Below are 13,157 nucleotides of genomic sequence, written 5' to 3'. Positions count from 1 at the left end.
TCCGGCGTGAAGCTTTCTAATGTCACGCTGCCGGAAATTGAGCCCTCAGGGCGCAAAATGCATAATTTCTTTCATCATTGACAACATGAAATTTATATTTCAGTTTGCTTTCAGCACTACTTTGGAGCCACCCGTTGCAGCGTTCGATCAAATCACAGCTCGAAGAAGCTCTAGAACACGGCTCCAAAGCAGACCGCCTTTTGGCGCGTTACATGTTGGATTCTTGGGCCGGCCTCCCATTCGAGACCGGCGCGAGCATTGCTCGCTCGGTAAAGGTCAGCGAAGCAACGGTTGGGCGGTTCTGCCGGTCGATCGGATACAATAGCTTTCGCGACCTAAAGGACCATTTGAAGCACGATATGGGAGATGACCCATGGCTGATGTCCGATCGCCTGCAAGAGATGCGCAAGGATGGCGGTGTGGACAGTGCGCAACTTAATCAAGGGCTGCAGCTCGAAATCGCAGCGCTTGTCGGCATCTATGAGTTGGCAAACAGTTCCGAATGGCACCAAGAAGCGGAACGTTTGTCGAAGTCCCCGCATGTCTTCGTCGTCGGTTTTCAGACAGAACGTGGCCTCGCCCAGTATTTCGCCAACCAAATGCAATATCTGCGCGGCGGGGTCACATTACTGGATCTCGCAGGCGGGAACTTCGCCGAAGTCTTGCTGACCGACCACCCCGCCCATCTCGTGATCTTTGAAGCTCGACGCTATTCGGTTCTGGCCAAAAGCCTTGCCGAAGAGGCCCGCGCGGCGGGCGTGACGGTGACGCTGATCACGGATGTCTTTTGCGACTGGGGCCATGACGCGGCGGATCAGGTTTTCGCGGTGCCCACGCAGTTCAATCAATTCTGGGATTCGACAGCCCAGATGGCAAACCTGTCTAACCTGTTGATCCACAGCGTCTTTTTACAGCTTGGGTCCGAGGTGGAGGGCAGGCTCAACCGGATCGCCGATCTCTATGGTCGCTTTACCGGCCATGTTGACCGCCCTGCACGCCAGGGGGCCAAACGGACAAACGACACCGAAAAACCCAACAGGAGTGAACACGATGACAGCTAAACTCAAACTGGCCACGGCGCTTTCGACGCTGGCCGTTGCCGCCAGCCTTTCTACCGGCGCTTTTGCCGAGGCCCTGCGCTTGGGGACTGAAGGCGCCTACCCCCCGTTTAACTACATTGAAGCTGACGGCAAAATCGCCGGTTTCGATGTCGAGATCGGTCAGGAACTTTGCAAGCGGATCGGCGAAGAATGCGAAGTCGTTGCGCAGGATTGGGATGGGATCATTCCGGGGCTACTGGCGAACAAATACGACTTCATCATCGCGTCGATGTTCATCACAGAAGAGCGTAAGAAGCAGGTGGCTTTCACGGACCCTTACTACCTCGCCGCGATGACGAATGTTGTGCCAAAAGGGTCTGACATCACTGAATTTACCAATGAAGCCCTTGCCGACAAGGTCATCGGCGCACAGTCCGGCACCACGCAGGCCGACTATATCGAAGCAACCTACCCGGATGCGGATGTGCGGCTTTATCCAACGCAGGATGAAGTTAACCTCGACATGGCAAGCGGACGGATCGATATGCAGGTCGGTGACATGCTGCCGATGTTGGACTGGACAACCAAAACCGAAGACGGCGCTTGTTGCGAATTGGCCGGCGAGCCGATCACCGACCCGGCCTTTGTCGGTGAAGGCGTGGGCATCGCGCTGCGCCAGGAAGACGACGAGTTGCGTGAAAAGCTGAACGCCGCCTTGGCCGAAATGCGCGCTGATGGAACTTATAAAACCATCAACGACAAGTATTTCAACATCGACGTTTACACGATGAAATGATGAAAGCCTCCCCCCAATTGGAAATCCTGTATGTTTGAGTTGCTCTCTTACGGCGATGCCGGCTGGGGGGATGAAATCCTCGCGGGTTTGGCGATCACGATGCAGCTTGCCATCGTGACGCTTCCCATCGGTCTGCTGATCGGCTTTGTTGCGGCCTTTGCCTCCATGTCGCGCCATGCGGGGCTGCGGGCCATTGGCTTTGGCTACACCACAATCATGCGCGGCCTGCCGGAGATCCTAACGCTCTTCGTAGTCTACAATGGTGTCGGGCTTTTGCTGAACAAACTGGCTGTCTGGTGGGATCCGGGCGGCACCAACATTGAGTTCAGCCCCTTTGCCGCCGGGGTGACAGCGCTTGCCATGGTCTTTGGCGCCTTTGCGGGCGAAGTGCTGCGCGGCGCTTTTCAATCGCTCGACGAGGGCCAGATGGAAGCGGGCCGAGCGATCGGCATGTCGCCGCGCAAAATCTTCTTTCGTATCCGCCTACCGCAGGTCTGGCGATTTGCCCTACCCGGCCTTGGGAACCTATGGATCAACATGCTGAAAGACACAGCGCTGGTGTCAATCATCGCACTGGACGACCTGATGCGCATGACCAAAGTAGCTGTGGGTGTGACCAAACAGCCCTTCACCTTCTACCTGCTGGCCTGTCTGATCTACTGGGCGCTCTGCGTCCTGTCGGAAGTGGTGCTGGCCCGTATGGAACGCGGCGCCAATCGCGGCATCCGGAGGGTCTGAGATGAACCCGTTTGACATCGTCGTGGAATATTGGCCACGCCTGCTTGATGGCACTTTGATGACACTCAAGCTAACTTTTCTGGGCGCCTTCTTCGCGGCGCTCTTCTCCCCCGGCCTTGCGCTGATCCGCGCCAATACACACCCTGTCGCGCAGGCTCCCCTGCGGCTCTATATCTCCTTCATGCGCGGCACGCCGATCTTGGGGCAGCTCTTTCTGATCTACTACGGCTCCGGCCAGTTCCGCCCCTTTTTGCAGGACTGGGGCCTTTGGGGGTTTTTCCGTGATCCGTTCAACTGTGCGCTCCTGGCCTTTGCGCTGAACTCGACAGCCTATCAGACAGAGATCTTGCGCGGCGGCATCATGGGCGTAGCACGCGGAGAAATTGAGGCCGCCAAGGCTATCGGCATGACCCGCCTTCAAATCCTCCGCCGGGTGACTTTCCCCCATGCATACCGCATTGCGTGGCCGGCGCTCGGCAATGAGATCATCCTGCTCATGAAGGCCAGCGCACTGGCCAGCGTTGTCACCGTCTTCGACATCATGGGCCGCACGCGGCAGATCTTCTCGCGCACATTCGACTTCTCGATCTATCTCTGGGCCGCGCTGATTTACCTCTGCATCACCGCGATCTTTGTGCTGCTCTGGAGACAGGGCGAGACACGTCTGAGCCGTCACATCGGTCCGCGCAACACGGGCCGATCTATTCTCTCCCCTCCGGAAGGACCAAAGCCATGAGCGAGGCCGACATTATCCTGAAAGCCGAAGATATCTGCAAATCCTTCGGCGCTGTGGAGGTGCTCAAGGGCATCTCGCTCGAAGCGCGAGAGGGCGATGTGATCTCGATCCTCGGCTCATCCGGCTCTGGCAAAAGCACCTTTCTGCGCTGTCTGAATTTCCTCGAGACCCCGACTTCTGGCACGGTCACCGTGCATGGGGAAGAAATTCAGGTGCGCGATGGCAAGCCCCTGAACGCCCGTCATATCGAAACGGTGCGCAGCCGCTTGGGCATGGTGTTTCAACAGTTCAACCTGTGGAGCCACCGCACCGCCTTGGACAACGTGATGGAAGGCCCGGTGCAAGTGAAAGGCACGCCCAAAGCGATCGCTCGCACCGCTGCCCAAGCACTCTTGCAGCGGGTCGGACTACAGGACCGGATGGACATGTATCCTTCCCAGCTGTCCGGTGGCCAGCAGCAGCGCGTGGCCATTGCGCGGGCGCTGGCGATGGAGCCGGATGCGATCTTGTTCGATGAGCCGACCAGCGCGCTTGACCCCGAATTGGTGGGCGAGGTGCTAAAGGTCATGCAATCGCTCGCCGCCGAGGGGCGCACGATGATCGTCGTCACCCATGAGATGGCATTCGCCCGCGATATTTCCTCCGATGTCGTGTTCCTGCACGAGGGCCGCATCGCCGAGCGCGGCAGCCCTGAGCAGATGTTCACCAATCCGCAAACCGAAGTCTTTCAGCGTTTCATCGCGAATGTGAAGTAACGCCCTGCCCATTTGATCCAGCGAGTTTCCATGTCACAGCACAATATAAACCCCACATTTACCGGCGGCGGCATCATGATCGAAGCGGCCGAGCTGCACATCGTCAGCCTGCCGCTGATCACCCCTTTCGTGATCTCCAACCAAACTTTGACCGACAAGACCTTCCCGCTGCTGGTGCTTAAAGGCGAGGGGATCGAGGGCATCGCCGAAGCGGTGATGGACCAAATACCCGACTACCTCGAAGAGACAATCCCCGCCGCTATGGCCTTTCTGCGCGATGTCCTTCTGCCGCGGATCGTCGGCAAGCGCTTCGCGTCGCCCTATGAGTTGGAGCCAATTCTCGCCCCGTGGCGCGGCAATCGGATGGCCAAAGCGGTGTTAGAAATGGCGTTTTGGGATCTTTGGTCAAAGAGCCTCGGGCTTCCGCTTAAGGCGGCACTCGGCGGGGTGCGCGGTGCGGTGGATGTGGGTGTCAGCATCGGCATCGGCAGCATTGACGTGACGTTGGACCGCATCGCGGAAGCGCAGGCAGCGGGTTACAAACGCACTAAGCTGAAGATCGCCAAGGGCCATGACCTAGCGCTGCTCGACGCCGTGCGCGCGCGCTACCCCGACATCAAGCTGACGGTCGACGCCAATACCGATTACGGGCTGGAAGACCTCGCCTTGCTGCGGCAGTTCGACGAATTCGACCTCGACTATATCGAACAGCCACTGGCCTTTGACGACATCCACGACCACGCGCAGGTGCAGGCAGCGCTGAACACGGCGATCTGCCTTGATGAGAGCATCCGCAGCGCCGTCGACGCACGCAAGGCGCTTGAGATGCGGGCGGCGCGGGTCATCAACATCAAGGTTGGCCGCGTTGGCGGTTTTGCCGCTGCCCGTGCGATCCATGACGTCAGCGCCTCCTTCGGCGCGCCGGTATGGTGTGGCGGGATGCTGGAGGCCGGGATTGGCCGGGCGCATAACATCCACCTCGCCACCCTCGCGAATTTCACCAAACCGGGGGATACATCCAGCGCTAGCCGCTATTTTAAACGCGACATCGTGAACGAGCCACTTGAGGCTGCCAATGGCGAGATGCCAGTGCCAAACAACGGCGCGGGGATCGGGGTCACTCTTGATCGGGACTATATAAAAACTGTCACCAGCCATAGTGAGATGATCCGCCCATGATTGCCATGAATACCGAAGTTGAGCTGCGTGAACTCAACGGCGTGGCGGAACTCAAACGCGCTGAGGAGTTCCAGCGCACCGTTTGGGGCGCGGATGATCCAGCGGACAATTCCGACCTGATGCTTGCGATCCAGCACGAAGGCGGATTGGTAGCCGGTGCCTTTGTCGAAGGGCGGATGCTCGGGTTTCTCTTTGGGTTTCCCACCAAGGATCCGCAGGTTCAGCATTCTCACCGCCTCGCCGTCCACCCCGACAGCCGGGGGATGGGGCTGGGCGCGCGGCTGAAATGGTATCAACGCGATTGGTGTCTGGCGCGCGGGATTACTTCCGTCCGTTGGACCTTCGACCCCCTGCGCCGCATCAATGCCAATCTTAACATCGCGCGGCTCGGAGCGACGGCCAAAGTCTACCTGCCCGACTATTACGGCAAAATGGAGGGCATCAATGCTGGCGTGACCTCGGACCGTATAGTGGCGGACTGGTTATTAGAGGAGACACGAGTAAAACGGCTCGCCAAAGAAATTGGCGGCGAGAATGAGAACCCGACAGATTCACTTCACCTTAAAATCCCACAGAACGTCGACGATCTTCTTTTAAATGATCTTGATCTGGCAATTTCCGAAAGACAAAGAGTGCGTGATGAGATGACAGCTGCCTTTAACAAAGGCTACCTAATTACCGGCTTTAACCCTACCATCAGCGCATACATTCTTACTGGAGCTTGATCTCCCCGACCATGGTCATCATCGATGCAAGGTAGCGGAGTTTCCGTTAGCAAGTCGTCAGCCTGCTTCACCTCCAACGATTGTAAGATACCAGAGAACTTACACTGACTAGGGTCGTGTCGATCCGGTTGGCGAAAGCGGCACGACCCCCGGTCAATATTTTGGTGCGAAAGAACGCATATCAATCAACGGGCATTAAACCCGTATCAGTTCTGATACGATGAGTGATAGAGTTGGCTCGGCCCAACGTTTGCTCGACGAAGCAACCCTTCCTAGCTGCCTGGATCAACGCGATTTGATCTTTCAAAGGTGACGAGCTTTCTAGCAGGACGTCAAGATGGAAAGACTTAGGTGCAGTCTCATAAATGCGGCCCGTGGGCGTCCACTGCCAATTGGCTTCTGCGTTTACCGAGAGATCATCGATTTTCACGTCCATACGCTTCGCGAAAGCCCTGATTTGGGTCATGATGCATCCAGTAGGTGTTGTCACGTTAACTCGCCGAGCTTGCAAGTTGGCATGCCGATCGTTGATTAGGCGACGTTTGCAGCAGATTTCCACGCCTCGAATGCTTCTAGCCGATGGTAGCGGATGATGAGAGCGGAACGACGGCGGCCTGGTACGGAGAAGGAATTACGGGTTTCAGATTGCATCGAGACGAAGCGTTGTAAGCTACCAGGCGATCGGAAACCCTGCATCACCTGCTCTCGTTTTCGAAAAGGGAGATGGCTGTTTTCTGCACGGTTATTGAGCCCCTTGTGGGACCAATGATCAAGGCCGGGCGCGACTTCACGTTTTGCAGCACCATAGGATCGCAATTTGTCCGAAATGATCCTTTTGGGCACGAAGCTCCAACGTTTCATTAGCTTGATCAAAAGCCGCTTTGCGGCGCGCTTGTCTCGCCTCGGTTGAAGGATTTCCTCAAGAACGACACCGTGTTGATCGACGGCGAGCCAGAGCCAGTATGACTGCTTCGCGATCTTCACGACGACTTCGTCCAGATGCCAGACATCGCCGGGGCGCGGCTGCCGTCGCCGTAGAACGTGGGCGATCAGCGGGCCGAACTTGACGATCCAGCGCCGGATCGTTTCATACGAAACGTCCACGCCACGTTCCAGCATCAACTCCTCGACCTCGCGCAGGCTCAAGTTGAACCGGGCGTAGAGCCAGCCAACATGAGCAATGATCTGAGGTGGAAACCGATGGCGCTTGTAGCTGATTTTCAATGCCTGCATCGACACCGCCTACGCCCAGATCAATGCACCAGCAACCTAAGGCTCGTTAACGTGACAACACCATTGCGAGAACCGGTTTGACAAAACTCTTCGACATGACGGCGCGGCCGGTTATTCGCCTGCCGCTTGCTTTTGCATTCTTGCCGCCGCACAACAGGTCGGTGCTGCATGATGAGAGAGGTCCGACCAGATGACCAACGTTCCGACCACCCGGATCGACAGGTTGTTGTCCTCATTCGGCTATGGCTCGCGCAGTCAGATCGCGCAGCTCGCGCATGCGCATCAGATTTGGCTGGACGGGGTGCGCGTGAAGAACGTAGCCAAACGCATTCCCATGCCCCCCGATCTGGCCGAGCGCATGACCGTCAATGGCGCCGCGCTAGATCCGCTGCCAGGCATGGTGGTGATCCTGAACAAACCCGTCGGCTATATATGCTCCCGCAAGGACAACGGGCCATTGGTCTATGATCTTCTGCCAGGGCGATGGCGGAAGCGCAAACCCATGCTCTCGCCTGTAGGTCGGCTAGACAAGGAAACTTCTGGGCTGCTTCTTCTTACCGACGACGGTGATTTGCTACATCGCATCACGAGCCCCAACTGCGCTGTCAAAAAGACCTATCACGTCACCCTTGCCCGCCCACTTGAGGGACAGGAGGCAGAGGTTTTCGCCTCGGGTGAATTGCTTTTGACCGGAGAGAAGACACCACTTCATCCGGCCAAGCTCGACATTATCGCACCCGCTGAGGCGCGATTGAGCATCACCGAAGGCCGATATCATCAAGTGCGACGTATGTTTGCCGCGGTGGGAAATCACGTGGCGGCTTTGCACCGTGAAGCTATAGGCGATCTTACATTGCCCGATGATTTGTCTGCAGGGGGGTGGCGCCTTGTGACTGCGGATGACATTTCTAAAGTTTTTGTAGAATCGCGGAGCTAGTCTGGACGATACCTGTATCTTTGATCGAATCACGCGGTCTGAACTGTCTGCGTTCGAGCTATTCGGACACGATTTGATTCTCGCGTTTTGGGCGCGAATAGATCGTCGCGGTGATTACGCCTGAACCCGTGAAAGGTAGGGAGCAGGACATTCGCCTTACCCCTCATCGCGCAGTCATCTTGTTCTCTCCTCGCGCGAGAACTCAGAAGCCACGCCCTTTTTCTAAGCTGCGCTGTTCAGTTTTCCCGTGCAAACCGCCATAGGCAGGCTATTGGCTTTGCACCGGCGCGTCGCGTGCCAGAGGCTAGGGAGAAGTGAAAATGCGGATATGGCACCACCTCGAACCAGCGCTGCCCCGGTTCCACGGGGGCGAGCCGCTGCGGGCGGGTCTTGGCGCGCTTATTGGTATCAGCGTTTGTGTGGGGCTGGCCTATCTCGGTGCGCTCTTTGGACTGACATCTTTCTATCTTGTGGCCCCTTTAGGTGCGACGGCGGTGTTGCTTTTTTGCGTGCCAAACTCTCCTTTGGCGCAGCCCTGGTCGGCCGTAGTGGGTAACATCAGCGCTGCTTTGGTGGCTTTGATCGCGGTTTGGTACATTCCCGGTCCTTGGTCAGTTGGCATCGCGGTGGGGAGCGCGATCACTGCTATGATGTTTCTGCGCGCCTTGCATCCGCCGGGCGGGGCGGCAGCCTTGCTGACCGCACTCAACCCCGAGTTGGCATGCGAGGCTGGGCCGTGGTTTACCTTGGTGCCGCTTGGGGCGGCGACGGTGGTTCTTGTGCTCTGCGCCACGGCCTATAACCGTCTGACGGGACGGAAGTATCCGTTTCGATTGCCAAAAGAAGAGCCGAATGAAGTGCCGCCGCGTTTGGGGCTGTCGACGGACCAGCTTAGCGAATTGCTGGAGCGCTACAATCAGACCACGAACCTCGGCGTGGCCGATCTGGGTCGTCTTCTTGCCGCCGCCGAGGCCGAAGCGGCGCAGCATCGTTTTGACGGCACGACCTGCGCAGATATCATGACCAGCGATCTGATCACGGTTGGCCCTAAGACATCCCTCAAGGAAGCGGCGCAGTTGCTCCGTAAGCATCGGATCAAGAGCCTGCCGGTTGTCGACGCTGGGGATAGCCTGCGCGGGATGATCTTACAGGCTGATCTGCTCGGCATGATAGCCGCGCAAGGCCGCCCCTTGTCACGCAAACAGCAGGCACGGCAGACTGCGGGGGACGTTATGCATTCGGCAAACAGGGCGGTGCCGCATGACCTGCCGGTTGGGGTCCTGCTGAACCGCTTGGCTGAGCAGGGCAGTGATGTGATCCCCGTCGTGAGAGGCACGCAGCTTGTCGGCATTCTGACGCGGACAGACATCATGCGACTGCTGCTGCAAGGGTCGAAGGAGCGCGTCGCTGCTTAGGCCGATCCAAACCGGCAAGGGGAGTCCTTTCTTCGCCCGCGTGCGCGGATCGAGCGTGACCGCCACAGGGGAGATATCCGGCAGCGGCACGAACTTCTCGCGCCCTTCCACCGGCAGCGCCTGCCTACTGTGCGCCGCGTGTTGATTGTCACTGAGAACGGGGGTGCGGATTGATGCGAAAGAACATCTTCGCCCGACGTGTTTAAGCGATGTCATACCTGTTGACGGCACCGCGGGGCGATCAAACCTTCATCTGACCTTCGCGGTATACGATAAATGCTCCGCTAAATACGATGACCGCAGCCCCGACAAATGTTGCGAGGTCAGGTACCTCACGCCAGATAAGCCACCCCAACAGGGTAGCCCATATTAGACCAGTATACTCGAAGTTCGCCACGGTAGAGGCTTCAGAGAAACGAAAAGCCTGAGTGATTAGGGTCATGCCAGCTGTGCCAAACACCGCAATCGCCCCGAACCGCCAGAGATCTTCATATTGGACTGGCGTCCAATAAAACGGCGCAAACAGAGCGCTTATCAGCGCGCCTGCGCCGACGAGCCAAAGCATGACGGTCCAAACACTTTCACGTGGGTCCACCCAGCGTGATCCGATCATTAGTAAAGCATAAAATAGCGCCGTTCCGACCGGGAAAAGCGCCGCCGGCTGAAAAGCAGCACTTCCTGGCCGTACGACAATCAGCACACCAACAAAGCCGATGATGACCGCCGTCCCGCGTCGCCAGCCGACGTGCTCTCCGAGAAAAAGGCTTGAAAGCGAGATTATGAAGATGGGGGCAGAAAATGTCAGGGCGGTCGCTTCGGCGAGATTCAGATATTTCAGACCCGTAAAATAGAACGTCGCTGCACAAGTCCAGAATGCACCCCGCAACAAATGCGCCAATGGCCGACGCGAACTAACCGCTGTTTTACCTCGCAGGAGAAGAACCACGACCAATGCGAACGGAAGGGCAAGGATGTTACGCAGGAACAAGATTTGAACGGGTGCATATCCCTCGGTCAGCACTTTCGCGAACGCATCGTTAATTGCGATGCATGCAATGCCCGCGCACATGAGAAAGATTCCAGATCCGGAGTGAGAAAACGTTCGGGTTGCCTGCATAATACGCCCCTCCGACAGGTGCCCTGAACGGGCTCGTCCCCTCTACGAGCCCGAAGTTCTCGTCAATTTTTAATGCGCATCGTCTCGGGATCCGTGCCGGTAGCAACCTGTTCACGATACCAGTTCGGTTGCCGCCCCTTCCCAGTCCAAGTCTGTGTCGCGTCTTCCGGATTTGCGAAAACCGGCTTTGATGGCTTCTTGGCCGCCTTTGTTTTGGTTTTCTTCTTGGGAAGCGGCGCTGCGGTTTCAGCAATATCGTTTAGCGAAAAACCGAACTCCGCAGCCGCCTTCGCCGCGGCTTTTTTGGCCTCTCGCTGATCCCGAGCCTTTGCAGACGCCAGTGCTTTTTTGACGTCCGCCAGCAGCTTTTCGAGCTCTTTGCGCGGCATCGCTTTCAACTCACTCTTATCGAACATGCAATTCTTCCATTTGTTTGCGGGGCTAAATACTTGAGAAGCTTCATATGCTTGATCATTTAGCTATTCAATGTATCGATGCCGACGAAGTTGGATTACATTTTAAATCACCCCGCAGCAGGCATATATTTTGTGACAAGAAGATCGCTTAATCTGAAGGCGTAATCTGTGCTAAAATGCTCGAACTACCCTTGGATCACGTCGAGCGATGGTCGAAGCATCCATCATCGATGGCAATGAAGCGTGAACTGACTTCCGCTGTGGGAGTCAAAAGTGGGCGCCAGGTCAGACCTAACTCGCGAAATCGAAGCTCGATAGATAAAAAAATACGCGCAAGCAATGAGGTAGATCAGACGTTCCCATAAGAAGGGATTAAGAAAAGCGGCGACCCCAGATGCCAGGGAATGGACGGAAGCCGCCGCAGTTTGGCGAGGCCCATGGGAAATTCAAGCCTCAGTAGAACAGGGCGTCACCCGACACTCTAAAGTTGCTTATGCCAAAACCATTCACAAAGCAAACAGTTCGAGTAACATCTATTCAGCCAGCTTCCGCGTTTTCTACGCTTAAACCGGCATCTAACAATTGTTCCTTGTCCGGAAGGTCTCGCAAGCTCTCAAGATCAAACGCGATCAAAAACTGCTCTGTCGTCACAAAGGTATAAGGTGCCCCTCTCTGAGGTGATCGTGGACCCGTTCCGATCAGATCGCGCGCGTGTAAGCGGCCAATCAAATCGCGGTTGACCTCTTTGCCAAAAATATCCTTCAGCCCGTCACGGGTGATCGGCTGATGGTAAGCGATGGCCGCCAGCACGGCGAAGTCGAATTCATTCAGGTCGAGTTGTTGATCCCCTGCATCCGCCGCCACGCGGATCGCGGGAGCGTAGGCAGACCGCGTGCGCATCATCCAGCCCCCCGCCGCCTTAGCAACTTCAAATGCGCGCCCCTCCAGCTCCGCGGCCAGGTCCTCAATGAGCAGATCGACCGACGCATCTTTCCCCACCACCCGCGCCAGATCCGTGTGCGTCACAGGGGAAGCCGAGGCAAAGAGCACCGCTTCGATCCTGCGCATCCATTCCCGCCAGCGCAGCGCTGGCGGAAGATCGGCCAGCTCGCGGTCCAGTTCCGGTTCAGAGTGTTGTTTGGCCACACTATACTCCGTAGAGCCGGAACGTGTCGCGACCGGTGAGTTCGCGCACGGCCCCGAGCTCCACCAGCCGGTCGCACAGCCGCCGTGCCGCACGGGGCGGCAGCGGCAGCGCTGCTGCTGCGACGGCGTCGCGGGTCAAAAACATCTCCACGGCTTCTCCTGCCCCCTTGGCGCGCAGCTTTGGCGCGACCGCGTTCACATGTTCTGCCCGCCGCGTGAGATCGGCCGCGAGGCGTGCCGTCTCGACCGCCGAAGCCACGACGGCGCGATGGCAGGCGCGGCGCAGCTCATCTCCGCGTTTGCGCAGGTCCGCGCGCTTCAACCCAGCTGCCAAGAGAGGCGTTACATGGTCCAAACCAAGCGCTTGGCTCAAGGCGGCATCCGCTAAGATCAGCGCCGGCACTTCCTGCCGCACTGTCGCCATCATGGCCTCCAGCACCCTCCCCGCCCGGCTGACCGGCGCCCCCCGCCCCGCGTTGAGACAGTCGGCGATCCGGTCCTCGTCGACAGCGGGCAGTGCCCGGCCCAGAGACCTGACCGAGACCGCCCGTGCCACAGCGCCCAGCCAAGACAGATAGACCTCTCCTGCCGGTCCCGGCAGATCCCCGGGGCGCAGAAAGTGAACCGTATCGCGCAGCGCCCCTGCCCGCTCTGGCCGACCGGAAAACCTGACGCAAGCCTCTGCCGCGCGCAGGGCCAGCCGGGCGCGCAGCAGGGTCTTAGGCACGTCGTCCCGCGCCATCAGGAGATGCAGGTGGTGCAAGACCGCGCCGGATAAAAAGGCCATATCTTCAAGTGTTTCGGCGGGCGCCGCGGTAACCCAAGAGGGCATGCGCGGTATTATCTTAGAATGATCAATGTCGAGGGCGCGGGGGGAATCCATATAATCACGCTACCTCATCGCGGCGGTTAAGGCTATCTATG

15 protein-coding genes are annotated in these 13,157 nt (G+C 57.8%); 9 read left to right on the top strand and 6 right to left on the bottom strand.

The features are described from left to right. The first annotated feature begins 134 nt into the window (after window positions 1–134). From ACGYKA_RS18620 to ACGYKA_RS18590, 7 genes are read left to right on the top strand one after another with little or no spacing between them, the layout of a single operon-like run. On the top strand, window positions 135–1,061 hold the full coding sequence (locus ACGYKA_RS18620; RefSeq protein ID WP_304951514.1) for a MurR/RpiR family transcriptional regulator: 927 nt from the start codon (window positions 135–137) through the stop codon (window positions 1,059–1,061). Beyond that, window positions 1,051–1,836, top strand: a complete 786-nt coding sequence (locus tag ACGYKA_RS18615; protein WP_304951515.1) for an ABC transporter substrate-binding protein — start codon at window positions 1,051–1,053, stop codon at window positions 1,834–1,836. Before ACGYKA_RS18620 ends, ACGYKA_RS18615 begins: the two co-directional genes overlap by 11 nt. Window positions 1,837–1,866: 30 nt before the next feature. Then, window positions 1,867–2,574, top strand: coding sequence for an ABC transporter permease (locus ACGYKA_RS18610; protein WP_304951516.1), 708 nt, complete (start codon window positions 1,867–1,869; stop codon window positions 2,572–2,574). Between the two features lies 1 nt (window position 2,575). Then, entirely contained in the window at window positions 2,576–3,310 is a 735-nt protein-coding gene (locus ACGYKA_RS18605; protein ID WP_304951517.1) for an ABC transporter permease, read from the top strand. After that, window positions 3,307–4,065 (top strand): ABC transporter ATP-binding protein, encoded by a 759-nt coding sequence (locus ACGYKA_RS18600; RefSeq protein WP_304951518.1) that lies wholly within the window; start codon window positions 3,307–3,309, stop codon window positions 4,063–4,065. Before ACGYKA_RS18605 ends, ACGYKA_RS18600 begins: the two co-directional genes overlap by 4 nt. A 30-nt stretch (window positions 4,066–4,095) precedes the next feature. Then, window positions 4,096–5,244: an o-succinylbenzoate synthase gene (menC, locus tag ACGYKA_RS18595; protein ID WP_304951519.1), complete on the top strand. Its 1,149-nt coding sequence runs from the start codon at window positions 4,096–4,098 to the stop codon at window positions 5,242–5,244. Then, entirely contained in the window at window positions 5,241–5,969 is a 729-nt protein-coding gene (locus ACGYKA_RS18590; RefSeq protein WP_394439576.1) for a GNAT family N-acetyltransferase, read from the top strand. The genes menC and ACGYKA_RS18590 overlap by 4 nt, the downstream gene beginning before the upstream one ends. 181 nt (window positions 5,970–6,150) lie before the next feature. Here ACGYKA_RS18590 and ACGYKA_RS18585 read toward each other — a convergent pair whose 3' ends face one another. Both ACGYKA_RS18585 and ACGYKA_RS18580 read right to left on the bottom strand, forming a co-directional pair. Further along, a complete protein-coding gene (locus tag ACGYKA_RS18585; RefSeq protein ID WP_394387863.1) occupies window positions 6,151–6,435 on the bottom strand; it encodes an OsmC family protein in 285 nt (94 codons plus the stop codon). A gap of 65 nt (window positions 6,436–6,500) precedes the next feature. Beyond that, the gene (locus ACGYKA_RS18580) at window positions 6,501–7,202 is read right to left on the bottom strand and encodes an IS6 family transposase (protein ID WP_304951521.1); all 702 of its coding nucleotides are present in this window, start codon (window positions 7,200–7,202) and stop codon (window positions 6,501–6,503) included. Window positions 7,203–7,392: 190 nt separating this feature from the next. Here ACGYKA_RS18580 and ACGYKA_RS18575 point away from each other — a divergent pair, with 190 nt between their 5' ends. Next, window positions 7,393–8,139 carry a 16S rRNA pseudouridine(516) synthase gene (locus ACGYKA_RS18575; protein WP_304951522.1) on the top strand — a complete coding sequence of 249 codons (747 nt, stop codon included), beginning with the start codon at window positions 7,393–7,395 and terminating at the stop codon, window positions 8,137–8,139. A 419-nt stretch (window positions 8,140–8,558) separates the two neighbouring features. Continuing rightward, the gene (locus tag ACGYKA_RS18570) at window positions 8,559–9,554 is read left to right on the top strand and encodes an HPP family protein (RefSeq protein WP_394387862.1); all 996 of its coding nucleotides are present in this window, start codon (window positions 8,559–8,561) and stop codon (window positions 9,552–9,554) included. A gap of 241 nt (window positions 9,555–9,795) precedes the next feature. On the opposite strand, the gene ACGYKA_RS18565 is transcribed toward ACGYKA_RS18570, so the two are convergent. From ACGYKA_RS18565 to ACGYKA_RS18550, 4 genes are all read right to left on the bottom strand, one after another. Beyond that, window positions 9,796–10,671, bottom strand: a complete 876-nt coding sequence (locus tag ACGYKA_RS18565) for a DMT family transporter (RefSeq protein WP_304951524.1) — start codon at window positions 10,669–10,671, stop codon at window positions 9,796–9,798. 62 nt (window positions 10,672–10,733) lie between these two features. Then, window positions 10,734–11,087 carry an H-NS histone family protein gene (locus tag ACGYKA_RS18560; protein ID WP_304951525.1) on the bottom strand — a complete coding sequence of 118 codons (354 nt, stop codon included), beginning with the start codon at window positions 11,085–11,087 and terminating at the stop codon, window positions 10,734–10,736. A 537-nt stretch (window positions 11,088–11,624) separates the two neighbouring features. Further along, a complete protein-coding gene (locus tag ACGYKA_RS18555; RefSeq protein WP_304951526.1) occupies window positions 11,625–12,233 on the bottom strand; it encodes an SMC-Scp complex subunit ScpB in 609 nt (202 codons plus the stop codon). A gap of 1 nt (window position 12,234) precedes the next feature. Next, window positions 12,235–13,116, bottom strand: a complete 882-nt coding sequence (locus ACGYKA_RS18550; RefSeq protein ID WP_304951527.1) for a DUF1403 family protein — start codon at window positions 13,114–13,116, stop codon at window positions 12,235–12,237. Window positions 13,117–13,157: the final 41 nt, after the last annotated feature.

This window comes from Sulfitobacter sp. 1A15106, from assembly GCF_043556995.1.
Lineage (GTDB): Bacteria > Pseudomonadota > Alphaproteobacteria > Rhodobacterales > Rhodobacteraceae > Sulfitobacter > Sulfitobacter faviae.
This window is presented reverse-complemented; position numbering and strand designations above follow the sequence as displayed.

Coding starts and splice junctions, on each gene's coding strand:
- menC (WP_304951519.1), top strand. CDS start 4,096: ATGTCACAGCACAATATAAACCCCACATTTACCGGCGGCGGCATCATG.
- ACGYKA_RS18615 (WP_304951515.1), top strand. CDS start 1,051: ATGACAGCTAAACTCAAACTGGCCACGGCGCTTTCGACGCTGGCCGTT.
- ACGYKA_RS18560 (WP_304951525.1), bottom strand. CDS start 11,087: ATGTTCGATAAGAGTGAGTTGAAAGCGATGCCGCGCAAAGAGCTCGAA.
- ACGYKA_RS18575 (WP_304951522.1), top strand. CDS start 7,393: ATGACCAACGTTCCGACCACCCGGATCGACAGGTTGTTGTCCTCATTC.
- ACGYKA_RS18610 (WP_304951516.1), top strand. CDS start 1,867: ATGTTTGAGTTGCTCTCTTACGGCGATGCCGGCTGGGGGGATGAAATC.
- ACGYKA_RS18580 (WP_304951521.1), bottom strand. CDS start 7,202: ATGCAGGCATTGAAAATCAGCTACAAGCGCCATCGGTTTCCACCTCAG.
- ACGYKA_RS18600 (WP_304951518.1), top strand. CDS start 3,307: ATGAGCGAGGCCGACATTATCCTGAAAGCCGAAGATATCTGCAAATCC.
- ACGYKA_RS18565 (WP_304951524.1), bottom strand. CDS start 10,671: ATGCAGGCAACCCGAACGTTTTCTCACTCCGGATCTGGAATCTTTCTC.
- ACGYKA_RS18585 (WP_394387863.1), bottom strand. CDS start 6,435: ATGACCCAAATCAGGGCTTTCGCGAAGCGTATGGACGTGAAAATCGAT.
- ACGYKA_RS18590 (WP_394439576.1), top strand. CDS start 5,241: ATGATTGCCATGAATACCGAAGTTGAGCTGCGTGAACTCAACGGCGTG.
- ACGYKA_RS18605 (WP_304951517.1), top strand. CDS start 2,576: ATGAACCCGTTTGACATCGTCGTGGAATATTGGCCACGCCTGCTTGAT.
- ACGYKA_RS18550 (WP_304951527.1), bottom strand. CDS start 13,116: ATGGATTCCCCCCGCGCCCTCGACATTGATCATTCTAAGATAATACCG.